We start from the raw sequence: 24,597 nt of genomic DNA, 5'->3' as shown, positions 1-24,597 counted from the left end.
CAATGCAATCATTTTTTGACGTTTTTGTGACGAAATAAAAGCCCCGCCGCGAAAGGCGACGGGGCTGTGGTAGCGAGCGCGGCGAACGCGAAAGACGGCGGGGTTGTGGTAGCGGGCGTGGCGAGGGCCGTCTGAGCGACGGGGCGCACGCCGCCCCCCCTCGCCCGCGGCGCCTAGTCCTCCAGGATCTTGCCCAGGTCGAAGCCGTCGGCCAGGCCGCTGGGGGCCAGCAGGATGCCCTTGCCCTCGCGGGCGCCCTCGTAAGCCAGGTTCATGGCGCGCAGCTTCATGGCGACGGGCTTGCGCTCGTAGACCTCGGCCGCCTCCACGAACATCTCGGAGATGTCCTTCTCCACCTCGGCCAGGATGGTGCGGGCGTTGCGCTCGCGCTCAGCCTGGGCCTCCTTGGACAGCGCGTCCTCCAGCTCGGGCGGCACCTTCACGTCGCGGATCTCCACCGACATCACCGTGACGCCCCACTCCTCGCACTTGGCGCCCATGACCTCCTGCAGCTCGCGGTCGATCTGCCGGCGGCGCAGGGACAGGTCGGCCAGGTTCACCTGGCCGATGGCGTCGCGCATGGCCGTCTGGGCGCTGCGCAGCACCGCCTTGGGGTAGTTCTCCACCTCCAGGCAGGCCTTCTTGGCGTCCCACACCATCCAGAACAGGATGGCGTCCACGTCCACGGGCACGAGGTCGGCGGTGAGCGCCGCCTCGGCCGAGAAGGACGAGTTCATGATGCGGTGGTCGATGTGCATGGCCGCGTAGTCGACGAAGGGCACCACCACGTAGGGGCCGGGCCCCGCGATGCGGCTGAAGCGGCCCAGACGCAGGATGGCGACGCGCTCCCACTGGGGCGCGACGCGCACGGTGGCGGCCGCCAGCAGCCCGACGGCCACCGCCACGACGGCCGTCAGCACGTCCACCGAGCCGGCCGCGGCCGCCCACGCGGCCGTGACGATGCCGGCGCCCACGGCGAACAGCGCCAGCGCGAACAGGTAGACGCCCACGCGCGTGGCCTCGTTGTCGGTCACCTCGGTGGCCTCCACCGGCCGCGGCACCGCGTCGGCCGCGGAAGCGCGGCCCCTCAGGCTGAACCCCATGGCGCCCTCCTATCTCTCCGCCGCCCGCAGGCGGCCCTCCACCAGCTTCGCGATGTCCTCCCGCGGCACGCCGAGCTCGCGGCACTGCAGGATGAACGCGTCGGCCAGCGACTCGGCGGCGCTGCCCGCGGCCAGCTCCTGCTTGAGATAGCCGTCGTGGGCGAAGGTGCCGCGCCCGCGCTGGGATATGATGTAGCCGTCGCGCTCGATGTCCTGGTAGACGCGGCTGACGGTGTTGTAGTTGATGCCCAGGTCGACGGCGAGCTGGCGCATGGTGGGCAGCTTGTCGCCGGGCGCGAAGGCGCCGGACGTGATGAGGTAGATGAGGCGGTTGCGCAGCTGCAGCCAGATGGGGATGCCGCTGTCCTCGTCGATGGTCATGTGTATGACGTTGCCCTGGTCTGCCAAAACGCGCCTATCCGTCCTCTCTCATACCATGGTCAGGGTAAGGGGCGCCACGACCGCCGCCGCGATGACGCACCAGCGCAGCGCCAGCCCGCCGGCCAGCACGCCCGCGGCCGACGCGAGCATCCAGCCCGACCGGGCCCCGCCGAGGCGCCCCGCCGCGAGGTGCAGCCCCAGCGGCACGACGCCGCCCGCCCCCACCACGCCGCCCCAGAAGGCGCCGGCGAGCTCGCCGGTCAGGAGCAGCGCGCACGAGGCGCGGGCCCACTCCGTGGAAAGGCCGCGGCTCGCCAAGAATAGCGCAAGGACCGCCAGCTCGACGCAGGCGAGCGCCCCGGCGAGCCGCCAGAGGGCGTCCGCGGCCGCCTCGCGGGCCCGGGCGTCCAGGCCGCGCGGGGGCACGAGCACCGCCCCGGCCACGACGAGCGCCGCGCCGCACGACAGTGACGAGGCGACGAACAGCGCCACGAGCCACGGCGTGCGCCAGAAGTCGACGGCCACCGCGTCGGAGAGCAGCAGCGCCGAGTAGGCCATGACCCCCGCGGCCGCAACCACGCCGACGAGCGCGCAGCCCCGGGCCAGGGCCGGCGAGCCCGGGCGCCTCATCGCGCCCAAGGCGGCCGCGGCGCCGCTCGCCAGGGCGAGGACGGCCACGAGCCACGCGCCGACGGCCATGACCGAGCGGGGCGGCTGGGCGAGCACGCGCGCCGCGCCCTCGAGGCTGCCCAGGTCGGCCAGGAGCATGAGCGCCCCGGCCACGACGAGCGCGGGCGCGGCGGCGAGCGCGGGCTGGACGGCCCGCACGACGGCCTCGCCGCGCGGCGTCGGGCGCCACGCGTCCCAGGCGCACACGCCCATGGCCACGGCGAACGCGCCCGCGCCGGTGCCGGCCAGGAAGAGGTAGCCCACGATGAAGCCGCTGAAGACCACGCCCCTCCCCTCCCGCGCGCCGGCGCCGCCGCGCGGCCCGGCGCCGCGCGTCCCCGTCGCCGGCGTTTCGGGCCATTGTAGCATCTTTGTCATAGCGGAGTAGTTCAAAGGCGCGCCGTCCCCGCGCCGGGGCGGCGGCAGCCCGCCGCGCACGAGGCCCCCGGCGCCTGCCGAGGGCAGCTCGAAGGAGCCGCCCCGCGCCGGGGAGCGGGGCTACACCAGGCGCGCGGGGTTGACGGCGGCGAGGTGACCGTCGCGGGTCTCGAAGAGGCTCAGGCGCTGGTCGCGGCTCTCGTAGAGCAGCCAGAAGGTCGCGAGCGCGCCGGGGCGGGCCTCGGGCTCGCGGGCAGGGCGCTCGGGCGCGGGGCCGGCCGCGCGGGCCTCCCCCCGGGCAGGCGCGGGCGCCGCGGCGGCCGGGGCGCCCGCGCGCGGGGCGTAGCGCGAGTAGTCCACGTAGCGGGCGCTCATCGGCGGCCCCCCTCTCCCTCCGCGGCAGCCGGGGCGGCGGCGCCGGGCACGGGCCACGGCGCGCGCTCCCACGCGTCGCCGCCGCCCAGCAGGCGCCCGACGGCGCCCTCGTAGGCCACCCGCCAGAACACGAGCCCGCAGGCCGGCGCCGTCTCGCCGGCGGCGGCGCGCTCGCGGGCGGCGAGCACCTCGGCCGCCCAGCCCGGCGCGCGGCGCCCGAGCCCCACGGCCACGAGCGTCCCCACCATGGTGCGCACCATGGAGTGCAGAAACGCGTTGCCGGTGACGCGCACCACGACGACGGGCTCGCCCGCCACCTCGGCGCGCTCCACCGCCACCTCGCGCACGAGGCGCGTGGTGGGCTTGCCGACGGCCGAGGCCGCCAGGCAGAAGCTCTTGAAGTCGTGCTCGCCCACCAGGTGCGCCGCGGCCTCGGCCATGGCGCCCACGTCGAGCGGCTTGCCGACGGCCCAGGCGCGGTCGGCGAAGAGCACGGGGCGGAAGGGCCCGTCGAACAGCAGGTAGCGGTACTCGCGCTCGACGGCGTCGAAGCGCGCGGAGAACCCGCGCGGGGCGGCGGCCACGCGCGTGACGGCGATGCGGTCGTCCACGAGCGCGTTGAGGGACCGCTGGAGGCTGCGCGCCGTGCGCCCGGCCAGCTCGGCGGCGTCGGCGTCGAAGCTCACCACCTGGCCGCGGGCGTGGACGCCGGCGTCGGTGCGCCCGGCGCACGTGACGGGCGCCTCGCGGCGCAGCAGCACCTCAAGCGCCCGCTCCAGCTCGCCCTGGACGGTGAGCTGCCCGGGCTGCCGGGCGAACCCGGCGAAGGGCGCGCCGTCGTAGGCCACGGCCAGCGCGAAGCTGGCGTCGCGGGGGCATGCCGCAGCGCGCTCGGCGAGCGAGGGGCGCGCGACGGCGGCGGATGCGGGGATGGGGGCGGATGCGGGATCCGGCACGGGGCTCTCCTTCAGGGGCCCGCACGAGGGCGGGGTGCTGGCTGCGTTTCAGTAGGTCGTTTGCGCGAAAGCACGCCCATTGTAGCGCAAAGCAGGAGGGGCCCGCATCCCCCAGCACACGAAAGGCCCCCGCTCCCCCGCGCTCCCCCCCCAGGGAGAGAGGAGGGGGGCGAGGGCGGGGCCTCCCCTAGGCGATCATCACGGACCGGCCGAAGAGCTCCTGGATCTCGGACTTCATCACGGCGGAGCGCGCGTCCACCGTCACCGGCAGCTCGGCGCGGAAGCGCCGGCCGTCGGCCTGGTTCACGAACAGCACCACGCCGTCGCGCCCCGGGTAGGACTGGAGGATGCGGTTGAGCCGCAGCGACTTGGTCTGGTTGAACTCGGCCGAGGACACCCGCAGCTCCAGGTGCGAGGGCAGGGCGTCCTCCTCGCGCAGCTCGATGGCCTCCATCTCGAAGGCCATGATCTGGCTGCCGCGGTCGTTCACCTCGAACTTGCCCTTCACCTTGACGATGGCGTCGTCCTGGATGGCGGCGGCGTTCTCGTCGTACTTGAAGCAGATGCACTCGACGTGGCCCGTCGTGTCCTCCAGCGTGAAGGTGGCCATCTTGGTGCCGCGTTTGGTGAGCTTAACCACCACGTTGGACACCATGCCCACGAACACGGCGGACTTGATCTCCTTGGTGCGCTCGGCCAGGTCGGCCAGGGTGAACTTCGTCATGCGCGACAGCAGCCCCTCGTAGGGCGCCAGGGGATGCTCGGACACGTAGATGCCCATGATCTCCTTCTCGTAGGCCAGCTTCGTGCGCTTGTCCCACTCCACGCCGTCGGGGGCGGGCACCTCCTCCTGGAAGCCCGAGTCGGGCTCATCGGCGAACAGGTCGAACATCGACACCTGGCCCGCGTCGCGGTCCTTCTGGCGCTTGGCCGCGCCCTCGAGCATCGGCGTATCCTCGACGAAGTGCATCATCTGCTTGCGAGTGTAGCCCGTCGTGTCGAAGGCGCCGCCCTTGATGAGGGCCTCGAGCGTCTTGCGGTTGTAGCACTTGGCGTCCACGCGGTTCACGAAGTCGTGGAGCGACTCGAACGGGCCGTTGGCCTCGCGCTCGGCGATGATGGCGTCGGCCACGTTGCGCCCGATGCCGCGCACGCCCACCAGCCCGAAGCGGATGCCCTCGTCCACGGGGGTGAACTCGGCGCGCGACGAGTTGATGTCAGGCGGCAGCACCGGGGTGCCGTTGTGGTTACAGCTGGCGATGTAGCGGATGAGGCGGTCGGTGTTACCCATGTAGCTGGTGAGCACCGCGGCCATGAAGTCGTTGGGGTAGTGCGCCTTCAGGTAGGCGGTGCGCATCACGAGGATGGCGTAGGCCGCCGAGTGCGACTTGTTGAAGGCGTACTTCGCGAACTTCTCCGCGTCCTCCCAGATCTGCTTGGCGATGTCGAGCGAGAAGCCGTTCTCCACCGCGCCGTTGTTCCAGTCCTCCTGGAGCTGGCGCATGACGTCGATCTTCTTCTTGCCCATGGCCTTGCGCAGCTTGTCGGCCTTGCCGGCGGAGAAGCCGGACATGGCCATGGAGATCTGCATGATCTGCTCCTGGTAGACCATGGTGCCGAAGGTCTCCTCCAGGATGGGGCGCAGGCGGTCGTCGTAGTAGTGGATGGAGGCGGGGTTGTTGGCCACCTTGATGTAGTCCTCGACCATGCCGGACTCGAGCGGGCCCGGGCGGTTGAGCGCGATGGAGGCCACGACGTCGGAGAACTGCGTCGGTGGGAGCCGGGCGAACAGGCTCACGTAGAGCGAGCCCTCCACCTGGAACAGGCCGTCCATGTTGCCGGACTGCATGAGCTTGAAGGCGAGCGGGTCGTCGATGGGGATCTCCTCGGGCACGATCTTGGTGCCGAAGCGCTCCTCGATGTTGCGGCACGCGATGGACAGCACGTCCAGGGTGCGCAGGCCCAGAAAGTCCATCTTCAGAAGGCCCAGGTCGGGCGTGTAGTGGCCGTCGTACTGGGTGATGATGCCGCCGCCCTTGGTGTCGCGCTTCATGGGGACGTGGTCGGACATGGGGTCGCGGCAGATGATGGTGGCGCAGGCGTGGACGCCCTCGCCGCGCACGTGGCCCTCGATGGAGCGGGCGGCGTCGACGATGGTCTTCACGTCCGGGTCGGTGTCGTAGGCCTTCTTGAGGTCGGGGTTGGTCTCGAGCGCCTTGTCGATGGTGATGCCCAGCTCGTCGCCGATCATCTTGCAGATGCGGTCGCCCAGGCCGTAGGCGGCCTTGCGGGCGTCGTCGGCCGAGAGGCCCGCGCCCAGCTGCAGCGTGCCCGACAGCACGCGCGCCGTGTCGCGCACGGCGTTCTTGGCCTGGAGCGTGCCGAAGGTGATCACCTGGGACACGTGGTCCTCGCCGTAGACGTCCTTGATGTGGTTGATGACCTCTTCGCGGCGGCCCTGCTCGAAGTCGACGTCGATATCGGGCATCTCCACGCGCTCGGGCGACAGGAAGCGCTCGAACAGCAGGCCGTTGGGCAGCGGGTCGAGGTCGGTGATGCCCATGGCGTAGGCCACGATGGCGCCTGCGGCCGAGCCGCGGCCGGGGCCGACGCCGATGCCCTGGGACCGCGCCCACTCGATGTACTCCTGCACGATGAGGAAGTAGGCGGGGAACCCCTGCTGGATGATGACGGACATCTCGTAGTCGGCGCGCTCCTGGGCCTCGGCGGGCACCGGGTCGCCGTAGCGCTTGACGAGGCCCTCCTGGACGCGCTTGCGGAACCACGACTCCTCGGTCTCGCCCTCGGGCAGGGGGAACCGCGGCAGGATGGAGTCGCGCTCGAGCACCACGTCGCACTTCTCGGCCACCTCGACCGTGGTGTCGCAGGCCTCGGGGAAGTCGGCCAGCGCCGCGCGCATCTCCTCCTCGGTCTTCATGTAGAACTGGTCGTTCTCGAACTTCATGCGGTTCTCCTCGTTGATGAGGGAACCGGTGCCGATGCACAGCATGATGTCCTGGGCGCGGGCGTCTTCCTTGGTGAGGTAGTGGAAGTCGTTGGTGGCGATGGTCTTGAGGCCGGCGGCCTGGGCCACCTTGGTGAGCTGGCGGTTCAGCTCGTTCTGGGTGAGGCCGGCGTCGGTGCGCAGCCCCTGGTCCTGCAGCTCGATGTAGAAGTCGCCCTCATCGAAGCAGCTGGCGAACCTCTTGGCCCACTCGACGGCGTCGTCGAAGCGGCGGTCGTCGAGCAGCTTGGGGATGATGCCGGCGATGCAGGCCGAGGCGCCGATGATGCCGTGGCCGTACTTCTGCAGCATCGAGAAGGTGGTGCGCGGCTTGTAGTAGAAGTTGTCGACGTGGGACTCGCTGACCAGGCGCAGCAGGTTGTGGTAGCCCTCGTTGGTCTTGGCCAGGAGCAGCAGGTGGTAGAGCCGGGGCTTCACGTCGCGACGCAGCTCCTCGTCGGTGGTGAAGTACACCTCGCAGCCGAAGATGGGCTTGACGCGGAACCCGGTCTCGGCCTCCACCGCGTCGCAGGCGTCGGAGAGCTCGGGCACGCCGGACATGACGCCGTGGTCGGTGATGGCCACGGCCGGCATCTTGAGCTCAGCCGCGCGCCGCACCATGTCCTTGACGTGAGTCGCGCCGTCGAGCAGGGAATACTCGGTATGGTTGTGCAGATGGACGAATGCCATGGATGCGCCTCGCATGCTATCTCGGGCGCCGGGGTGCGTTGGTGGTGTGGTGGGCGCAGGGTGATTTTCGGTAAGCCATGATACCAGCAATGCCGCGCCGCCGCCCCCGAACAAACCGTGGAGATTTGGATGGGCCGGCCGCCCCGCGAGGGCGCGGCACGGCATCCTCCCTCCCCTGTCCCGGAAACTCAAAGGGGGCGCCCCGGATGGGTGCGCCCCCTTCAAACAGGCTCTTACGGTGAAGAGTGGTTACTTGGCCGGCTCAGCCGCCACCTTGAGCTGCAGGTCGTACCAGGCCATGTGGTTCTTGCAGTTCTCAAGCGCCACGCGGGCCTGCTCGCCCTCCTGGCCCTCCAGGTCCTCGATCTGCTGGCGCAGGGCCTCGGCCTTCTCCTTGACGACCTCCACGTCGAGCGTGTCGAGATCGGTGCCGAAGCGGCCGAGCACCGTGAGGGTGTCCTGATAGACCTGGGCCGCTCCCTCGTAGAGCAGGAACTGGCGGCGGGTGTTGCCCGCCTCGTCCAGCCAGAGGGTGAGGATGCCCTGCTTGTCGGAGGACACGAGCATCTCGTGCCCCGGCAGGACGCCGTAGCTGCCCTCCGCGCCGGGAACCGACGCGTAGTGGATCTCACCGGAGAACAGCTCGCGGGTGGGGGTGGCCACCGTGCAGCGGAGGCTTGCCATTAGTTCTCTTCCTTCTGCATCGCTTCATAGGCCGCGTACACATCCTCGATGGGCCCCTTGTTCACGAAGCACTGCTCGGGGATGTGGTCGCACTTGCCGTCGAGGATCTCGGCGAAGGAGCGCACGGTGTCCTCGACGCGGACGTAGACGCCCGGCAGGCCGGTGAAGACCTCGGCCACGTGGAACGGCTGGCCCAGGAACTTCTGGATCTTGCGGGCGCGGTTGACGGTGAGCTTCTGCTCCTCGGACAGCTCGTCCATGCCGAGGATGGCGATGATGTCCTGCAGGTCCTTGTACTGCTGGAGGATCTGCTGCACGCCGACGGCCACGCGGTAGTGCTCCTCGCCGACGATCTCGGGATCGAGGGCGCGGGAGGTGGACTCCAGCGGGTCGACGGCCGGGTAGATGCCCAGCTCGGCGATGCCGCGGGAGAGAACCGTCTTGGCGTCGAGGTGCGTGAACGTCGTGGCCGGCGCGGGGTCGGTCAGGTCGTCGGCGGGCACGTAGACGGCCTGCACCGAGGTGATGGAGCCCGTCGTGGTGGAGCAGATGCGCTCCTGCAGGTCGCCCATCTCGGTGGCCAGCGTCGGCTGGTAGCCCACGGCCGAGGGCATGCGGCCGAGCAGGGCCGACACCTCGGAGCCCGCCTGGGTGAAGCGGAAGATGTTGTCGATGAACAGCAGCACGTCCTGGCCCTGGTCGCGGAAGTACTCCGCCTCGGTCAGGCCGGCGAGGCCCACGCGCAGACGGGCTCCCGGAGGCTCGTTCATCTGGCCGTAGACCAGGCAGGTCTTGTTGATGACGCCCGACTCCTCCATCTCGAGGTAGAGGTCGGTGCCCTCGCGGGTGCGCTCGCCCACGCCGGTGAACACCGAGGTGCCGCCGTGCTCCTGGGCGAGGTTGTTGATGAGCTCCTGGATGGTAACGGTCTTGCCGACGCCGGCGCCGCCGAACAGGCCCGTCTTGCCGCCCTTGACGTAGGGCTCGATCAGGTCGACGACCTTGATGCCGGTCTCGAACGTCTCGGTGGTGGTGATGAGCGTGTCGAACGGGGGCGCGGGATGGTGGATGGGCATCCACTCCACGTCGGTGGGCATGGGCTTGCCGTCGACGGGCTCGCCCAGCACGTTCCAGATGCGGCCGAGGGTCGCCTGGCCCACGGGCATCATGATGGGAGCGCCCGTGTCCACGGCGTCCATGCCGCGCACCATGCCGTCGGTCGAGGTCATGGCGACCGTGCGAACCAGATCGCCGGGAAGCTGCGTCTGGACCTCGAGAACGGTGCTGACCTCGCCCATCGGGGTAGTAGCTTTCACGGTCAAGGCGTTGTAGATGGCCGGCATGGCGTCCGGCGGGAACTCAACGTCTACAACAGCGCCGACGATGCGGACGATCCGCCCCGTAGCGCCCTGCTTGGCCGCTCCTTTTTCGATAGTATCAGCCATTTATTCCTCCAAAGCTGCGGCGCCGCCAACGATCTCGGTGATCTCGGTGGTGATAGCGCCCTGGCGCACGCGGTTGTAGACGCGGGTCAGGGTCGAGACCATCTCGTTAGCGTTGTCGGTAGCCGACTTCATTGCGTTGCGGCGAGCGCCTTGTTCGCCCGCAGCGGAATCGAGAAGTGCGAAGTAGAAGGCGTTGCGCAGGTAGGCCTGCATCAGGTACCGCATGACGGACTCGGCGTCGGGCTCGAAGTCGAGGTCTCCCGGCGGGACGGTGTCGTCCTTCTCGCGGAAGCCCGCGAAGACGTCCTCCTCCTTGGGCTTGAGGCCCAGGAGCTCGGCGTAGGACTGCTGGTTGACGGGCAGCACCTGCTGCTCGACCAGGCGCTGCTCGGCGGCGTTCTTCGCGTGGTTGTACACGATGACCGCCTCGTCCAGCTTGCCGTCGCGGTAGCCCTCGGCCAGGTAAGCGGAGATCTGGGCCGCCTCCTCGTAGGTGGGGTCGGCGGAAAGCCCCTGGAACTCCATCACCGGCGTGATGTTGCGGTAGCTGAAATAGCCCAGGGCCTTCTTGCCGCACGCCACGACCTCGACCTCGACGCCCTGGCGCTCCTTCTCCCGAATGAGCTTCTCGGCATGGCGCAGCACGTTGCTGTTGAAGCCGCCGGCCAGGCCGCGGTCAGAGGTGACCACGATGACCAGCGCGCGCTTCACCTCGTCATGCACCTGGAGCAGGGGCTCGGAGTCCATGGGCGCGTGCTTCGCCGCGTTGATGAGCATGTCCGATACGGCCATGGCCCAGGGCAGCGCGTCGGTCACCCGCTCGGTGGCACGGCGGATCTTCGCCGCGGCCACCATCTCCATGGTGCGCGTGATCTGCTTCGTCGAGGCGACGGAGTTGATTCGCCGCTCTATGTCGTGAAGGTTGGGCATGTCGACCGCCTCTTACGCCGTCGGGACGAAGGACTGCTTGAACGAGCTGATGGCCTCGTTCAGGGCGGCCTTGATGTCGTCGGTCAGCTTCTTCTCCGTCATGATGCTCTCGAAGATCTGCGGCTTCTGGGCGCGGATGGTGTCGAGCAGCTCGGTGCGGAAGCGCACCACGTCGCCCAGCGGCAGGTCGTCGAGGTAGCCCTCGTTGCCGGCGAAGATGGCGGTCACCTGCTCGGCGACGGGCATCGGGCTGTAGCGGCCCTGCTTCAGCAGCTCGGTCATGTGGGAGCCGCGGGTCAGCTGGTCCTGCGTGGCCTTGTCCAGGTCGGAGCCGAACTGGGTGAAGGCCTGCAGCTCGCGGTAGGACGCGAGGTCGAGGCGCAGGGAGCCGGCCACCTGCTTCATGGCCTTGATCTGCGCGGAGCCGCCGACTCGGGACACCGAGATGCCCACGTCGACAGCAGGGCGCTGGCCCTGGAAGAACAGGTCGGTCTGCAGGAAGATCTGGCCGTCGGTGATGGAGATCACGTTGGTCGGGATGTAGGCGGACACGTCGCCGGCCTGGGTCTCGATGATCGGCAGGGCCGTCATGGAGCCGGCGCCGTTCTCGTCGGACATCTTGACCGCGCGCTCCAGCAGGCGGGAGTGCAGGTAGAACACGTCGCCCGGGTAGGCCTCGCGTCCCGGAGGACGGCGCAGGGTCAGCGACATCTGGCGGTAGGCCACGGCCTGCTTGGACAGGTCGTCGTAGATGATGAGGACCGCGCGGCCCGGGTTCTCGGGGCCCGCGGGCTCGCCGTTCTCGCCGTTGTAGACGAAGAACTCGCCCATGGCGGCGCCGGCCATCGGCGCGATGTACTGCAGCGGGGCGGAGTCGGACGCGTTGGCGGAGACGATGATCGTCTTCTCCATGACGCCGTGGCGCTCGAGGGTCTCGACGACGCCAGCAACCGTGGAGGCCTTCTGGCCGATAGCGACGTAGATGCAGATCATGTCGGTATCTTTTTGGTTGATGATGGCGTCGATCGCGATGGCGGTCTTGCCGGTCTGGCGGTCGCCGATGATGAGCTCGCGCTGGCCGCGGCCGATCGGGATCATCGAGTCGATGGCGAGGATGCCGGTCTGCATGGGCTCGTGCACGGGCTTGCGCGAGGTCACGCCGGGGGCCTTGAACTCGACGGGGCGGTAGCCCTCGGCGGTGATGGGGCCCTTGCCGTCGACGGGCATGCCGAGCGGGTTCACGACGCGGCCGAGCAGGCCCTTGCCCGCCGGAACCTCAACGATACGACCGGTGGTGCGAACCTGGTCGTTTTCACGAATTGCGGTGACGTCACCGAGGAGCACGGCGCCGACCTCGTCTTCCTCGAGGTTCTGCGCCAGGCCGTAGACGGTCTTGCCCTCCTTGCTGACGAACTCGAGGAGCTCGCCGGCCATGGCGTCGCGCAGGCCGTCGACGCGCGCGATGCCGTCGCCGACCTGGATGACCGTGCCGACTTCGCGAGACTCGACGCTGACGTTGAGGGCCGCGAGCTGCTTGCGCAGGGCATCGTCAATGGACTGTGCGGTGATTTCAGTCACTAGCATTCACCTCCATCTGAAGAATCTTTGAGCACGTGGCGCGCGTGGTTGAGCTGGGAGACCATGCTCGCGTCGATGCGCTTGCCGTTGGCGCTCATGATGATGCCGCCCAAAATAGACTTGTCGATGCGCTCGCGCAGAACGATCTTCTTGCCCAAATCGGCTTCGGCTTTGCTGGTAATAAGGGTGCGCAGGTTGTCGTCCAGCGGAACCGCCGTCGTCACGTCCACCACGCACAGGCCGAGCTTGGAGTCGAGCTCCTCGCCGTAGGCCTCGTAGACGCGGGAGAGCAGGTCGGCGTCGCCGCGCTCGGCCATGACCGCGATCACCTCGGTGAACACCGGGTTGCAGTCGGCGAACACGGCCTTGGCCAGGTCGTGGCGCTGCTGCGCGGTGTAGTCGAGGTTGGAGAGCGCCTGGGAAAGGTCCATGTCCGCGTTCACGACGCGCAGGACCTCCTCCATCTGGTCGCGGACCTCCATCACGGCGTCCTGGCCGCCGGCCCCGTTCGCGCCGTCGAACATGACGGCGGCGTAGGTGGCGACTTCCTCTTTGACGACGAGGCGATTAGTTGGCATTGAAACTACCTGCCTCGCTCACGTAGCGCTCGATGATCTTGCGGTGCTCGCCCTCGGTGAGGTCCTCGCCGATGAGCTTGGCCGCCACGTCGACGGAGATGTCGACGACCGAGCCCTGAAGGTCGGCCACGGCCTGCTTCTTCTCGGCCTCGATGGCGACCCTCGCCTTGGCGATCATGTCCTCAGCCTCGGACTGGGCCTTGGCGCTGATGTCCGCCTTCACCGCCTCGCCCGTGGCACGGGCGTCGGAGATGATCTGGGCGGCCTGGGCCTTGGCGTCAGCGAGCTGCTGCTTGTACTCCTGGAGCACGCGTTCGCTCTCGATCTGAGCTTCCTCAGACTTCCTCAGGGCCTCGCGGATCGTGTTCTCGCGCTTCTCGAGCATGCCGTTGAACATGGGCCAGCCGAACTTCGCGAGGATGATCCACAGGATGATGAAGGCGACGAGCATCGGGATGAACTCGATCATGTCGGGCAGGATCTGGGCGATGCCGCCCGCCTGCTCGTCGGCAGCTTCAGAAGAGGCGAACGCGAGCGCCGGGAAAGCAGCCGTCACCGTCAGCGCCGCGGCGCCGATCTTCGCAACTGCCTTGCTTTGTGCTTTCACGTATAACCTCCTTCTAGCCTATCGCGGCTTATGAACCGAATAAGACTGAAGAGGCTACAGGATGAAGGCCAGAACGAAGCCGATGAGGGCGAGGGCCTCGGCGAGGGCGGCGCCGATGATGAAGTTGGTGAACAGACGGCCCTGAACCTCGGGCTGGCGGGCGGTGCCGACGCAGCAGCCGTAGCAGGCCAGGCCGATGCCCACGCCGGGGCCGATGGCGCCGAGGCCGTAGCCGATGACCTTCAGGGCAGAGAGTACGAGTTCGATTTCCACAGTTTCCTCCTTTTACCGTTTTTGAGCCTGTTTCCCAAAAACAATGACATCTATGGTCAACCGGCAGTGTGGATGTGCCGGCAGAACCCGAGCGGGAATGCGGGGCGAGGCGCCCCCGGGGCCCCGGGGCCCCGCTCGGCCTAGTGGGCCGAGGTGGCCAGCGAGATGTACACGGCGGTGAGCACCGTGAACACGTAGGCCTGAAGGAAGGCGACGAGGGTCTCCAGCGCGTACATGACGAGCAGGAGGGCGAACCACGCCACCGAGATGCCGGCGGTCGGGCTCATGGCCTCGATGCCGGTGGTGAGGAAGATGCCGGTGGCCAGGGCGAAGATGCCGAGGACCATGTGACCGGCGAACATGTTGCCGTAGAGTCGGACGGCCAGGGTGAGCCAGCGCAGGATCAGCGAGATGAGCTCGAAGAACCAGATGACGGGCACCATGGGCGCGGGCAGGCCGGACGGGGCGATGGACTTGATGTAGCCGAGGCCGCCGTGGGCCTTGATGCCGCACCAGTTGAAGTAGACGAAGGACAGCGTGGCCAGCGCCCAGGTGACCGAGATGGTGCCGGTGGGCGTCTTGCAGCCGGGGATGAGGCCGACGAAGTTCGACACGAGGATGAAGAAGAACAGGGTGGCCAGGAAGGGGACGTGCTTCTTGAAGCCGTGGCCGATGATGCCCTCGCCCATGTCGTTGCGGACGAACTGGTAGCCGTACTCCACCGTGTTCACGAACTTGTTCGTGGGCACCAGGGTGAGCTTGCGGGCGACCGTCAGGACGACCACGCAGGTGATGATCCAGCAGATCACCATCCAGAGCACGTACTGGGTCATGCCGAAGGTGCTGCTCCCGATGACGATGGTGGAGTTAAAGGACTCCTGCAGTTCCTGCGCGTGGTGTGACAGTTGTTCAAGAGCGTCCACGTATCAACCCTTTCCTCTTACTTTCTCACGACGGAGGCCACGCCGTAGGCGATGGCCGCCGTGCTCAGGGCAATGACCTCGGCTACCACGAAGGGAAAGCCGAGCCCGCGGTCGAGGGCGATGCAGCAGACAGCCGTCATGACCAAGATGACGAAAGAGACGAACAGCGCCAGGAACAGCACCAGCATCGAGCCGGCGAGCCCCGCACGGACCGTCTTCCGCGTCATACGCAGACCGACGAGCAGCGGGGTGAAGCCCGCCAAACCCGCCAGGGCGCCGAGGATAATCGCTAGTGCCATGAAGCAAGCCTGCTCTCGTCCGGGCGCTCACGCGCATTCGACCCTTATAGACCGCTACGTATGATAACGTCCCGTTTCCAAGCCAAAGGTGAGATGTTGCGGAAATAGGCGAGCGGCGCGAGCGGCGCGGGGGCGGCGGAGGCCGCCGCGGGGCGCCCGCAGGGGGCGCGACCCGGCCTTGCAGGCCGGGTCGCGGACGGGAAGGAGACGGGCGGGGGCGGCGCAGGGGGCGGCTGACGGGGGGGGCAGCACCGGCGCGGGGGATCGCTACCTCGCCGGCTCGCCCGGCTCGAAGACGCGCACCTTGATGCCCGACTCCTCGAGCATGGCCATGGCCAGCTCGTCGGGATAGGGGTTCTGGTAGACGATCTCCTCGATGCCGGAGTTGATGAGCATCTTGGCGCACACCACGCAGGGCTGGGTGTTCACGTAGATGGTGGCGCCGTCGATGTCGGTGCCGAAGCGGGCCGCCTGGATGATGGCGTTCTGCTCGGCGTGCAGCCCGCGGCAGATCTCGTGGCGCTGGCCCGAGGGCACGCCGAGCTGCTGGCGCAGACAGCCGGTCTCGGCGCAGTGGGCGAGCCCGGTGGGGACGCCGTTGTAGCCGGTGGCCAGGATGCGTCGGTCCTTGACGATGACGGCGCCCACCCCGCGGCGCAGGCACGTGGTGCGCTCGGCCACCTCGTTGGCCAGCTTCATGAAGTACTCGTCCCAGCTGGGACGGCTGTCGCGGAAGCCTTCTGACATGGCGTCCTCCCTTCCCTGCCCACGCGCCGGCGCGGGCGGCTACTTCGTCCCGAAGATGCGGTCGCCCGCGTCGCCCAGGCCCGGTACGATGTAGGCGTTCTCGTTGAGGCCCTCGTCGACGGCGCAGGTGTAGACGCGCACGTCCGGGTCGGCGGCGAGCACCGCCTCGATGCCCTCGGGGGCGGCCACGAGCACCATGAGCTTGATGGTGCCCTTGACCCCCGCCTCGCGCAGGTAGCCCACGGCCGCGGCGGCCGAGCCGCCGGTGGCCAGCATCGGGTCGACCACGAGCACCTGGCGCCCGGCGATGTCGGCGGGCAGCTTGTCGTAGTAGACGTGGGGCTCGTGGGTCTCCTCGTCGCGGAACATGCCGAGGTGTCCCACGCGGGCGGCCGGGATGAGCTCGAGCACGCCGTCGACCATGCCGAGGCCGGCGCGCAGGATGGGCACGACGGCCAGCTTCTTGCCACCGATCTGCCGGGCCTCGGCGTCGCAGATGGGGGTGCTGATGGTGACCGTCTCGAGCGGCAGGTCGCGCGTGGCCTCGTAGCCCTCGAACAGCGCCAGCTCGCGCACGAGCTCGCGGAACTGCTTGGAGGAGGTGTCGCGGTCGCGCAGGATGGAGAGCTTGTGCTGCACCATCGGGTGGTCGATGACGACGACGCGTTCGTTGTCCATGGGGGTGCCTTTCCCTCGGGCGCGCCCCGAAGGCCGGCTCCGGCCTCGGGGCGCGCGTTGCGTGCTAGTACTCCAGGCCCGGGTAGAGCGGGTGCGCCTCGAGCATCGCGTCCACCTTGGCGCGGACGTCGGCGAGCAGGGCGTCGTCGGCCGGGTGGAAGACGGCGGCGGCGATGAGCTGGCCCACCTGGTAGAAGTCCTCAGCCGTGAAGCCGCGCGTGGTGGCCGCGGCCGAGCCCACGCGGATGCCGGAGGTGACGAAGGGAGAGCGCGGCTCGTTGGGGATGGAGTTCTTGTTCACCGTGAGCCCCACCGACTCGAGCAGCTTCTCGGCGTCCTTGCCGGTGATGTCGGCGGCGGTGAGGTCCACCAGGCACAGGTGGTTGTCGGTGCCGCCCGACACGAGCCTCAGGCCGCCGTCCATCATGCCCTGGCCGAGCACGCGGCAGTTCTCGACGACGTGGGCGATGTAGTCTCTGTAGGAGGGCTGGAGCGCCTCGCCGAAGGCCACGGCCTTGCCGGCGATGACGTGCATGAGCGGGCCGCCCTGGGCGCCGGGGAAGATGGCCTTGTTGATCTTCTTGCCCATCTCCTCGTCGTTGGTGAGGATGAAGCCGCCGCGCGGGCCGCGCAGGGTCTTGTGGCTGGTGGAGGTGACGATGTCGGCCCAGGGCACGGGGCTGGGGTGCGCGCCCGCGGCCACGAGGCCGGCGATGTGGGCCATGTCCACCATGAGGTAGGCGCCCACCTCGTGCGCGATGGCGGCCATGCGCTCGAAGTCGATGACGCGGGGGTACGCGCTCGCGCCGCCCACGATGACCTTGGGGCGCACCTCCTTGGCCTGGCGCTCGAGGGCGTCGTAGTCGATGGTCTCGGTGACGGGGTCCACGCCGTAGGACACGATGTCGTACAGAAGGCCCGAGAAGTTGACGGGGCTGCCGTGGGTGAGGTGGCCGCCGTGGTCGAGGCTCATGCCGAGCACCGTGTCGCCCGGCTCGATCATGGCCAGGTAGGCGCCGAAGTTGGCGCTGGCGCCGGAGTGGGGCTGCACGTTGGCGAAGGCGGCGCCGTAGAGCTCGCAGGCGCGGTCGCGCGCGAGGTCCTCCACCACGTCGACCTTCTCGCAACCGCCGTAGTAGCGCTTGCCGGGGTAGCCCTCGGCGTACTTGTTGGTGAGGACGCTACCGACCGCCTCCATGACGGCGCGGGAGGTGAAGTTCTCCGAGGCGATGAGCTCCACCGAGCCGCGCTCGCGGGCGAGCTCGGCGCGCAGGGCCGCCTCGACGGCGGGGTCGGTCTGGGACAGGTATTCCAGGGCCATGGCTTAGCGCTTCCTTTCGAGGTCGTGGATCTTGGCGACGCGGCCGGCGTGGCGGCCGCCCCCGAACGCGGTGGAGAGGAACGCGTCGACGATGGCCTCGTTCTCCTCGAGGCTGACGAAGCGGCCCGACAGCGTGAGCACGTTGGCGTCGTTGTGCTCGCGGGCGAGCGCGGCGAAGTCGGGGCGCACGACGTTGACGGCGCGGATGCCGTCGACCTTGTTGGCGGCCACCGCCATGCCGATGCCGGTGCCGCAGACGAGGATGCCGAGGTCGGCGGCACCGTCGGCGACGTCGCGGGCCACCTTCTCCGCGAAGTCGGGGTAGTCGACGCGGCCGTCGTCGGCCGGGCCGCGGTCGGCCACCTCGTGGCCGCGCTCGGCCAGGTAGCCGACGAGCGCCTGCTTCTGGTCGAAGCCGGCGTGGTCGCTTGCGATGCTCAGGCGCATGGGCTTGCCTCCTGCCGGGGACGGGGCCGCCCCTCGCGGGCCGGCCGGGGGTTCCAAGGGACAGCATGACATTGTAGGCCAACGGCGCGCACCCGGACGCGGGATCGGCCCCCGCACGCGAAAAACCCGCGGAGGGCGGGCGCCCGCCGAGCACGCGTCGCCCCCTGCGCGCGGCGGCGGCGCCCGCAGGGTCGGGCGGGCGCGCTAGGCGTGGGCGTCGAGCCAGGCGAGGAGGTCGGCGAGCACCTGCTCGCGGCCGATCTCGTTGAATATCTCGTGGCGCATGCCCTCGTAGAGCCGAAGCGTCACGTCGGCCACGCCGGCGGCCCTCATGCGGGTGGCCGCGTTCTCCACGCCCCGTCCCCTGTCCCCCACCGGGTCGGCGTCGCCGGCGATGAACAGGACGGGCAGCCCCTTGGGCACCGCCGCGAAGGCCGCGGGGCGCCCGGCGCGGAAGGCGAGCTCGGTCAGGGTCGCGTAGCCCCCGGCCGAGAACATGAAGCCGCAGGCCTCGTCGGCGATGAACGCGTCGACGGCCTCCTCGTCGCGGGAGAGCCAGTCGAAGGGCGTGCGCGCCCCGCGCACCGACCGCGAGAAGGCGCCGTCGGCCAGGGCGTGCAGAAGCGGGATGCGGGCGTCGTCGCCGCGCACGGCCGCGAGCGTTCGGGCGAGGAGGTTGCCCGCCTTGCAGACGGCCAGCGGCTGGCCCGCGGTGCCGCAGATGACGGCGCCGGCCAGGCCCTCGCCGTGCCCGGCCAGGTAGACGCGGGTGACGAGCGAGCCCATGGAGTGGCCGAGCAGGAAGTAGGGCACGTCACGGGCGTAGCGGGCCGACACGATGGAGCGCAGCGCCCCCACGTCAGCCACGATCGCGTCGGCCCCGCCGCGGGCCGGCATCACGCCGCGCAGCGCCGGGTCGGGGGCGGTCTTGCCGTGGCCCAGGTGGTCGTGGCCGCACACGACGAAGCCGTGGGAGGCCAGGAAGCGGGCGAGCTCGTCGTAGCGGCCGATGTGCTCACTCATGCCGTGGACGACCTGGACGATGCCGCGCGGACGCGCGGCGGACGCGGCGTCGGCGGGCTGCCAGAGGAGCCCGCGCGCGGCGGTCGCGCCGTCCGAGGAGCGGAAGCCGAGCGGCGTGGGGGCCGCCTCCGGGCGGCCGGCGCCCGTCATGGCCGCGCCCCGGCGACGGCGGCGGCCAGGGGGCCCTCGCGCAGGACGCGGGGGGCGTCGCCCGTGCAGTCGACCACGGTGGAGGCCGTGCCGCCGAGCGGGTCGTCGCCGGCCAGCACGCCGCCGGCCGCGGCGGCCAGGGCCGCGTCCACGTCGGCGGCGCGGCGGGGCGCCGGGGCGCCGGCGGGGTTGGCGGAGGTGACGGCCAGGGGAGCGCCAGCGGCGCGGATGAGCGCCAGGGTCTCCTCGCAGGCGGGCATGCGCAGGCCGATGGTGCCCGCGGCCGAGCGGAAGGCCGGCGGCACCTCCTCGGAGGCCCCCACTATAAGAGTGAGGGCGCCGGGCCACAGGCGCGCCGCCAGCTCGCGGGCGTAGGCGGGGACGCCGGCGCCGTAGCGGCCGAGGTCGGCAGGGTCGGCCACGAGCCACGCCACGGGCTTGCCCTCGTCGCGCCCCTTCAGGCGGAAGAGCTCGCCGGGGCCCTCGGCCGGGCCCACGGCCACGCCGAGCCCGTAGACGGTGTCGGTGGGCAGGATGACGGGACGCCCCTCGGCCAGGGCGTCGCGCGCCTCGGCGAAGGTGATGGTGTGTGTCATGCTGGTCGCTTTCCGCGGCACCCCTCCCCGACGAGGGGGCCGCACGGGTAGGCGGCGGACGTTGTAGGACACGATACCCCACCGCGGCGGCTTTCGTAACCCCGAACCGGGAGTATCCTCCAAGTCCGCGCCCGGTTCGCGCGAGGACGCCGAGCGGCGATGCCGCGTCGATGCCGGATCGATGCCGGCGGCCGGGCCCCTAGGCCTCGCGGGCCTCGATGAGGGCGCAGACGTGGCAGAGGTCCGAGATGCGGTTGAGGCAGGCCATCGCCTCGTCGGAGGCGAGGGGTACTGCGCCCTCCTCCCCCGCCGCCCGCAGGCGCCACAGCGCCCACTCGGCGCGGCGCACGACGGTGCGCGCCACGTGGAGCTGGGCCGAGGCGACGTCGTCGCCCGGCACCACGAACCCGAAGCGGTCGGGCAGCGGCGCGGCGAGCCGCGCGACGGCCTGCTCGAGGGCGGCCGCGGCGTCGGCGCCGAGGCGCGGGTCGCGGCCCGGCGCGGCGATGTCGCCCATCAGCTCGGCGAGCAGGACCTCGGCGCCACGCAGCTCCTCGCGCACCGCCGCGTTGCGCGCCAGGGCGCGCGCCATCCCGAGGGCCGCCTGGGCCTCGTCCACCGCCCCGAGCGCCTCGATGGGCGCGCTCGCCTTGGGCACGCGCGTCCCGTCGAGAAGCGAGGTCTCGCCGCCGTCGCCCGTCCTGGTCACCGTCGTCTGCATCGCGCGCTCCCTTCGCCGCCGATCCGTTTGACGCCACCTTAGCACACGGGGATAATCACCCCGTCAGCCGACGAAGGGACGTCATCGAATGGGAGAGTACGCCGAGCAGGTGTTCGAGCAGGTCCGCCGCATCCCGCGCGGGAAGGTGGCCACCTACGGCCAGGTCGCGCGGCTCATCGGGCGGCCGCGGACGGCGCGCTACGTGGGCTACGCCCTGCGCGCGAATCCGGCTCCCGGCGCCGACGCGGCCGCCACGCCCTGCCACCGGGTGGTGTTCAAGGACGGCTCGCTCTGCCGCGGCTTCGCCTTCGGCGGCCCCGAGGTCCAACGCGAGATGCTCGAGGCCGAGGGCGTCCCCTTCCTCGAGGACGGCCGCATCGACCTGGCCGCCTGCGCCTGGGACCCCGCCGCCCCCGAGGACGCGCCTGGCCTGCCGACCGCGCCCCCGCCCGACTTCGACTGGGCACGCGAGCTGGGGGAATAGCGAGAAGCGCCCCGCGGGTGCGGGGCGCTTCCTTGAGGCGATGACGAGGGCGCGGGCCTACAGCTGGGGCTCGGCGGCCTCCTTCTTCTCCTCGACCTTCTTGGTCATCTTCTTGCCCTGATCGGGAATGATGAACATGAGGACGGAGCCGATGACGATGTAGATGGCGGCGATCATGAAGATGGTCGGGAAGGTGCCCGGGTTGGCGCCGCCCGCCAGCGGGATGGTGACGTTGGTCAGGAACACCGACGCGCCGATCAGCAGGAACGTCTGCACCAGGCCCTGGGCCGTGGCGGCCTTCTCGCGACCGAACAGCATGACCGGCAGCGTGAAGATGATGGCGAGCAGGTAGCCGAGCGTGAAGCCCCCGACGAAGAACACGCCGTACATAATCGGGCCGAGCGGCATCTGCCAGCCGAAGTAGATCACGAGCGCCGTGAGCACGCCGTAGATGGCGATGACGATGCGGAAGGACTTGAGCGCGCGCACGATGATGGGCGACACGACGGAGCCGACGCCCATGCCGATGGTGATGGCGGTGGCCATGCCGCCGGCGGCGACGGGATCCATCTCGCGCAGGGTCTGGAGCGCGGCGGTGGTGAAGGCCATCAGCGGCACCTGGCCGGCCATGCAGAACAGGGCGGCCAGCGACAGCACCCACGCCCAGGGGCTCTTGGCCACCTCGGCAAGGCTCTTGAGCATGCTCGGCTTCTCGACGCCGGCCTCGGACGCGGCGATCTCGTCGGAAGCGTCCTTGCCGAAGAGGAACCAGATGACGGTGAAGGCCACGGCGATGACGGCCGTCACGGTGAAGGCGAACTCGACCGAGGGCATGAGCGAGGTCAGCCCGATGCCCACCGTGTTGGCCACCGGCGTGGTGGTGGAGGAGATGCCCACCGCAAGCGCCAGCATCGAGGGAGCGAACCAGCCGCCGAGAATCTTGGAGCGGTTGACGGCGATGAACAGGCCGGTGAAGCCCGACATCATGTTGGCGAAGTACTGGAGCTCAAACGACGTGGCGAAGATGCGCACGATGAGCGAGGCGGACACGACGATGCCGGCGATGAGCACGATCTTGCGCGTGCCGATCTTGTCGGAGATGATGCCGGTGACGAACGCCAGGAAGACGCCGAGCAGCTGCGATGCCGAGTAGATGGCCGCGTACTGCTCGCCGGTGAAGCCGTAGTGCTCCTGGAACTGGATGGCCATGCCGGCCAGCTGGTTCTGGGCGTAGGATGCGATGAAGGCGCCCAGCCAGACCAGGCCGAGGATGATCCATGCCTGGGCCTTGCTGTTCTTTAGCGTGAACATAGAGTCCGAACCCCCTTGTCCTTTCCAAAGGGCATGCAGCCGGCGCCGCGCGGGGCGCCGCTTGCATACCCGTTCTCTGTCGGGGAAAGCCCCCTCCCTATGCGAAGAGGTCCCCTCTCCCCTCTGCGAAACTGCTCGAGCGCTGGCCAGTCGGGCTCTTACCGGCCATTATAGAAAACGGCCTGATCGGGCTTCATTGGCCGCGCTCACAAAAAACGGCGCGGAATTTGGCGGCGCGGTCATCGACGGCGCCCCGCCGACCCGCCCCGCGCCCCGGCCGCGCCCGGCGCGCGGGGCGAGGCCGCCTGGCCCCCTACCCGCGCCCGGGGCGGGCGAGCGTCAGGCGGAAGAGGACGAGCCCGACCAGGCACAGGGCCGCGCACCCCGCGAAGAGCACGTCCCACCCCGCCGCCGCGATGATCGCGCCGCAGGCGAACGAGCCTGTGCTGTAGCCCACGTCGTAGGCCAGGTAGTAGGCCGCCGACGCGCTGCCCGGCCGCTCGGGCGAGCAGCGGCGCACGATGTAGGCGTTGAGGAACGGCGCCACCGTGCCCATGCCCAGCCCGAGCGGCACCGCCACCACGTAGAGGGCCGCCGCGGTCGGGCACAGCGGGATGGCCGCGTAGGACAGGGCCAGGCACGCCATGCCCGCCGTGAGGTAGCGGTCGGGCCCGTGCTCGTCGGCGCGCCGGCCCACGAGGAACCGGCAGCCGAGGGTCATGGCGGCGAACACGGCGTAGACCGGCCCCACGTCCCCGAGGTCGCGCTCGAAGGCGAGCAGGGGCAGGTAGAAGTTCACCGACGAGAAGGCCACGCAGAACAGGCACAGAAGCCCCGCCGGCAGAAGCGTGCGCGGCTCCAGGCCGAGGAAGGTGCGGGGCAGCGCCCGCGCCTCGCCGCCCGGCGCACCCGCCGCGGCCGGGGCCTCGGCGCCGTCCGGGCCCGCGGCCCCCTCCCCCGCCCGACCGCCGCGGCCGTGCCGCGCGAGCACGTTGCGGGGCCCGAAGCAGGGCACGCCCAAAAAGGTCACCGCCGCCGCGCCCGCGCAGAGCGCCGCCGCGAGGACGAACAGGCCGTTGAACGAGGCCAGGTCGCCCTCGGTGACGATGAGCAGGAACAGCGTCGGGCCCACGGCGGGCACGAGCATCGACACCACGGCGAAGAACCCGAGGCCCTCGGCGAGCCGCGAGCGGGGCAGCACCTGGTTGATGCCGGCGCCCGCGGCCGTGGAGAAGACGCCGAAGAGCACCCCGTGGACGGCCCGCGCCACGGCGAGGGCCGGGATGGTCTCGGCGAGGTGGTGCAGGGACGCGGCCGCCGCGATGAGCAGGGCGCAGACCACCATCACGCGGCCGTCGTCGAAGCGGTTGGACACCGCGGCCGCCAGGGGCTTGGACGCCATCGACGCCAGCGAGAACACGCCCGCCGACACCCCGGCCAACGCGATGCCGCCGTTGATGAGGTCGGCGTAGTAGGTCATCCCCAGGTTGAACATGCTGGTCACCAGGCTCACGCCGAAGATGGCCAGCAGGAGCACGACGTAGGGCCGGCTCCACAGCCGCTCGGTCTCTTCCCCCACGGGTCTCCCCTCCTCTCCTCTTCCCCGCCCCCTCGGGGGCAAAAGAAGGGGCGGCGCCGAAGCGCCGCCCCCCGTCCGGGCATCCCGCGTCGCGGGCTACTCCTTGACCTCGTACTCGAACTTGGTCTTGCACCACGGGCACTTGGTCGTGAAGCTGCCGAACTCGCGGCTCGTCACGATCTTGCGCAGGGGCTTGCCGCAGTTGGGGCATACCTTCGGCGCCTGGTCGGCGATCTCCTTGATGCCCTCCACGTCCTTCTGGTCGGGGCTGTAAGCCATGGTCTCCTCCTTACAACGGTCTTTCATGCTTCAGGCACGGGGCCTTAGGGAACGAACACGGCCACGCCGTCGCCGAGCTCAGCCAGGCGCACCGGCACCTCCTCGAGCGGCACGGCCTCCATGCACTTGGCCAGGCAGTGGTGGACGCAGGCCGGCTTCTTGCCCTCCTCCAGGCGCGACTCGCACAGGTCGCAGAGGCTGGACGGGACGGCCACGTAGTTCCAGTACCACTCGCCGGCGAGCTTCTCGGGGCCGAACTCGGCGAGCTTGATGCCCCACTCGTCCTGGGACTCGATGTGCTTCTCCTGGCGGCAGGCCAGCTCGCAGGAGTGGCAGCCGGTGCAGTACTTGTAGTCGATGAGCAGCGCGTGCTTCTTCATGGCCATCA

At 70.0% G+C, this 24,597-nt stretch carries 27 protein-coding genes; 1 reads left to right on the top strand and 26 read right to left on the bottom strand.

Annotated features, from left to right (window positions below; all coding sequences use genetic code 11):
• Positions 1-173: 173 nt before the first annotated feature.
• The 22 genes from LPT13_RS04920 to LPT13_RS04815 all read right to left on the bottom strand — a co-directional run bounded on the left by LPT13_RS04920 (position 174) and on the right by LPT13_RS04815 (position 20,556).
• On the bottom strand, positions 174-1,103 hold the full coding sequence (locus tag LPT13_RS04920; RefSeq protein ID WP_242164104.1) for a slipin family protein: 930 nt from the start codon (positions 1,101-1,103) through the stop codon (positions 174-176).
• Between the two features lie 9 nt (positions 1,104-1,112).
• Positions 1,113-1,511 (bottom strand): GntR family transcriptional regulator, encoded by a 399-nt coding sequence (locus LPT13_RS04915; protein ID WP_242164102.1) that lies wholly within the window; start codon positions 1,509-1,511, stop codon positions 1,113-1,115.
• Positions 1,512-1,532: 21 nt separating this feature from the next.
• Complete coding sequence (gene nrfD, locus LPT13_RS04910; RefSeq protein ID WP_242164100.1) at positions 1,533-2,438, bottom strand: NrfD/PsrC family molybdoenzyme membrane anchor subunit; 906 nt, start codon at positions 2,436-2,438, stop codon at positions 1,533-1,535.
• A 213-nt stretch (positions 2,439-2,651) separates the two neighbouring features.
• Positions 2,652-2,906 (bottom strand): hypothetical protein, encoded by a 255-nt coding sequence (locus LPT13_RS04905; RefSeq protein WP_242164098.1) that lies wholly within the window; start codon positions 2,904-2,906, stop codon positions 2,652-2,654.
• A complete protein-coding gene (gene truA / locus LPT13_RS04900) occupies positions 2,903-3,862 on the bottom strand; it encodes a tRNA pseudouridine(38-40) synthase TruA (RefSeq protein WP_242164096.1) in 960 nt (319 codons plus the stop codon). The genes LPT13_RS04905 and truA overlap by 4 nt, the downstream gene beginning before the upstream one ends.
• A 187-nt stretch (positions 3,863-4,049) precedes the next feature.
• Positions 4,050-7,556 (bottom strand): DNA polymerase III subunit alpha, encoded by a 3,507-nt coding sequence (gene dnaE, locus LPT13_RS04895; RefSeq protein WP_242164094.1) that lies wholly within the window; start codon positions 7,554-7,556, stop codon positions 4,050-4,052.
• A gap of 249 nt (positions 7,557-7,805) precedes the next feature.
• The gene (locus tag LPT13_RS04890; protein ID WP_242164092.1) at positions 7,806-8,240 is read right to left on the bottom strand and encodes a FoF1 ATP synthase subunit delta/epsilon; all 435 of its coding nucleotides are present in this window, start codon (positions 8,238-8,240) and stop codon (positions 7,806-7,808) included.
• Positions 8,240-9,685, bottom strand: coding sequence for a F0F1 ATP synthase subunit beta (gene atpD, locus LPT13_RS04885; RefSeq protein WP_242164090.1), 1,446 nt, complete (start codon positions 9,683-9,685; stop codon positions 8,240-8,242). The genes LPT13_RS04890 and atpD overlap by 1 nt, the downstream gene beginning before the upstream one ends.
• Positions 9,686-10,615, bottom strand: coding sequence for an ATP synthase F1 subunit gamma (gene atpG / locus LPT13_RS04880; RefSeq protein ID WP_242164088.1), 930 nt, complete (start codon positions 10,613-10,615; stop codon positions 9,686-9,688).
• A gap of 12 nt (positions 10,616-10,627) precedes the next feature.
• A complete protein-coding gene (atpA, locus tag LPT13_RS04875; RefSeq protein ID WP_242164087.1) occupies positions 10,628-12,199 on the bottom strand; it encodes a F0F1 ATP synthase subunit alpha in 1,572 nt (523 codons plus the stop codon).
• Positions 12,193-12,771: an ATP synthase F1 subunit delta gene (gene atpH, locus LPT13_RS04870; protein WP_242164084.1), complete on the bottom strand. Its 579-nt coding sequence runs from the start codon at positions 12,769-12,771 to the stop codon at positions 12,193-12,195. Before atpH ends, atpA begins: the two co-directional genes overlap by 7 nt.
• Positions 12,761-13,378: a F0F1 ATP synthase subunit B gene (gene atpF, locus LPT13_RS04865; protein ID WP_242164082.1), complete on the bottom strand. Its 618-nt coding sequence runs from the start codon at positions 13,376-13,378 to the stop codon at positions 12,761-12,763. Before atpF ends, atpH begins: the two co-directional genes overlap by 11 nt.
• 54 nt (positions 13,379-13,432) lie before the next feature.
• Positions 13,433-13,651: an ATP synthase F0 subunit C gene (atpE, locus tag LPT13_RS04860; RefSeq protein WP_347263917.1), complete on the bottom strand. Its 219-nt coding sequence runs from the start codon at positions 13,649-13,651 to the stop codon at positions 13,433-13,435.
• Between the two features lie 140 nt (positions 13,652-13,791).
• Positions 13,792-14,574 (bottom strand): F0F1 ATP synthase subunit A, encoded by a 783-nt coding sequence (gene atpB / locus LPT13_RS04855; protein ID WP_242164080.1) that lies wholly within the window; start codon positions 14,572-14,574, stop codon positions 13,792-13,794.
• 17 nt (positions 14,575-14,591) lie between these two features.
• Positions 14,592-14,873, bottom strand: coding sequence for a hypothetical protein (locus LPT13_RS04850; RefSeq protein ID WP_242164077.1), 282 nt, complete (start codon positions 14,871-14,873; stop codon positions 14,592-14,594).
• A 267-nt stretch (positions 14,874-15,140) separates the two neighbouring features.
• Positions 15,141-15,620: a deoxycytidylate deaminase gene (locus LPT13_RS04845; protein ID WP_242164075.1), complete on the bottom strand. Its 480-nt coding sequence runs from the start codon at positions 15,618-15,620 to the stop codon at positions 15,141-15,143.
• Between the two features lie 39 nt (positions 15,621-15,659).
• Positions 15,660-16,298, bottom strand: coding sequence for a uracil phosphoribosyltransferase (upp, locus tag LPT13_RS04840; protein ID WP_242164073.1), 639 nt, complete (start codon positions 16,296-16,298; stop codon positions 15,660-15,662).
• A 64-nt stretch (positions 16,299-16,362) separates the two neighbouring features.
• Complete coding sequence (gene glyA, locus LPT13_RS04835) at positions 16,363-17,619, bottom strand: serine hydroxymethyltransferase (RefSeq protein ID WP_242164071.1); 1,257 nt, start codon at positions 17,617-17,619, stop codon at positions 16,363-16,365.
• Positions 17,620-17,622: 3 nt separating this feature from the next.
• Positions 17,623-18,066 carry a ribose 5-phosphate isomerase B gene (gene rpiB / locus LPT13_RS04830; protein ID WP_242164069.1) on the bottom strand — a complete coding sequence of 148 codons (444 nt, stop codon included), beginning with the start codon at positions 18,064-18,066 and terminating at the stop codon, positions 17,623-17,625.
• 204 nt (positions 18,067-18,270) lie between these two features.
• Entirely contained in the window at positions 18,271-19,239 is a 969-nt protein-coding gene (locus LPT13_RS04825; RefSeq protein ID WP_242164068.1) for an alpha/beta fold hydrolase, read from the bottom strand.
• Positions 19,236-19,835 carry an L-threonylcarbamoyladenylate synthase gene (locus tag LPT13_RS04820; RefSeq protein ID WP_242164064.1) on the bottom strand — a complete coding sequence of 200 codons (600 nt, stop codon included), beginning with the start codon at positions 19,833-19,835 and terminating at the stop codon, positions 19,236-19,238. The genes LPT13_RS04825 and LPT13_RS04820 overlap by 4 nt, the downstream gene beginning before the upstream one ends.
• 199 nt (positions 19,836-20,034) lie before the next feature.
• The gene (locus tag LPT13_RS04815; protein ID WP_242164062.1) at positions 20,035-20,556 is read right to left on the bottom strand and encodes a cob(I)yrinic acid a,c-diamide adenosyltransferase; all 522 of its coding nucleotides are present in this window, start codon (positions 20,554-20,556) and stop codon (positions 20,035-20,037) included.
• Between the two features lie 88 nt (positions 20,557-20,644).
• Between LPT13_RS04815 and LPT13_RS04810 the strand changes: the two genes are divergently transcribed.
• Positions 20,645-21,040, top strand: coding sequence for an MGMT family protein (locus LPT13_RS04810; protein WP_242164059.1), 396 nt, complete (start codon positions 20,645-20,647; stop codon positions 21,038-21,040).
• Between the two features lie 57 nt (positions 21,041-21,097).
• Here the strand turns inward: LPT13_RS04810 and LPT13_RS04805 are convergent, their stop codons facing one another.
• The 4 genes from LPT13_RS04805 to LPT13_RS04790 all read right to left on the bottom strand — a co-directional run bounded on the left by LPT13_RS04805 (position 21,098) and on the right by LPT13_RS04790 (position 24,589).
• On the bottom strand, positions 21,098-22,351 hold the full coding sequence (locus LPT13_RS04805; RefSeq protein ID WP_242164057.1) for an MFS transporter: 1,254 nt from the start codon (positions 22,349-22,351) through the stop codon (positions 21,098-21,100).
• Between the two features lie 313 nt (positions 22,352-22,664).
• Positions 22,665-23,930, bottom strand: a complete 1,266-nt coding sequence (locus LPT13_RS04800) for an MFS transporter (protein ID WP_242164055.1) — start codon at positions 23,928-23,930, stop codon at positions 22,665-22,667.
• A 96-nt stretch (positions 23,931-24,026) separates the two neighbouring features.
• Complete coding sequence (locus LPT13_RS04795) at positions 24,027-24,209, bottom strand: FmdB family zinc ribbon protein (protein ID WP_242164053.1); 183 nt, start codon at positions 24,207-24,209, stop codon at positions 24,027-24,029.
• 44 nt (positions 24,210-24,253) lie between these two features.
• Positions 24,254-24,589: a 4Fe-4S dicluster domain-containing protein gene (locus tag LPT13_RS04790; protein WP_242164051.1), complete on the bottom strand. Its 336-nt coding sequence runs from the start codon at positions 24,587-24,589 to the stop codon at positions 24,254-24,256.
• Positions 24,590-24,597: the final 8 nt, after the last annotated feature.

Source organism: Adlercreutzia faecimuris (genome assembly GCF_022669055.1).
In the GTDB taxonomy this organism is placed as follows: Bacteria; Actinomycetota; Coriobacteriia; order Coriobacteriales; family Eggerthellaceae; genus Enterorhabdus; species Enterorhabdus faecimuris.
This window is presented reverse-complemented; position numbering and strand designations above follow the sequence as displayed.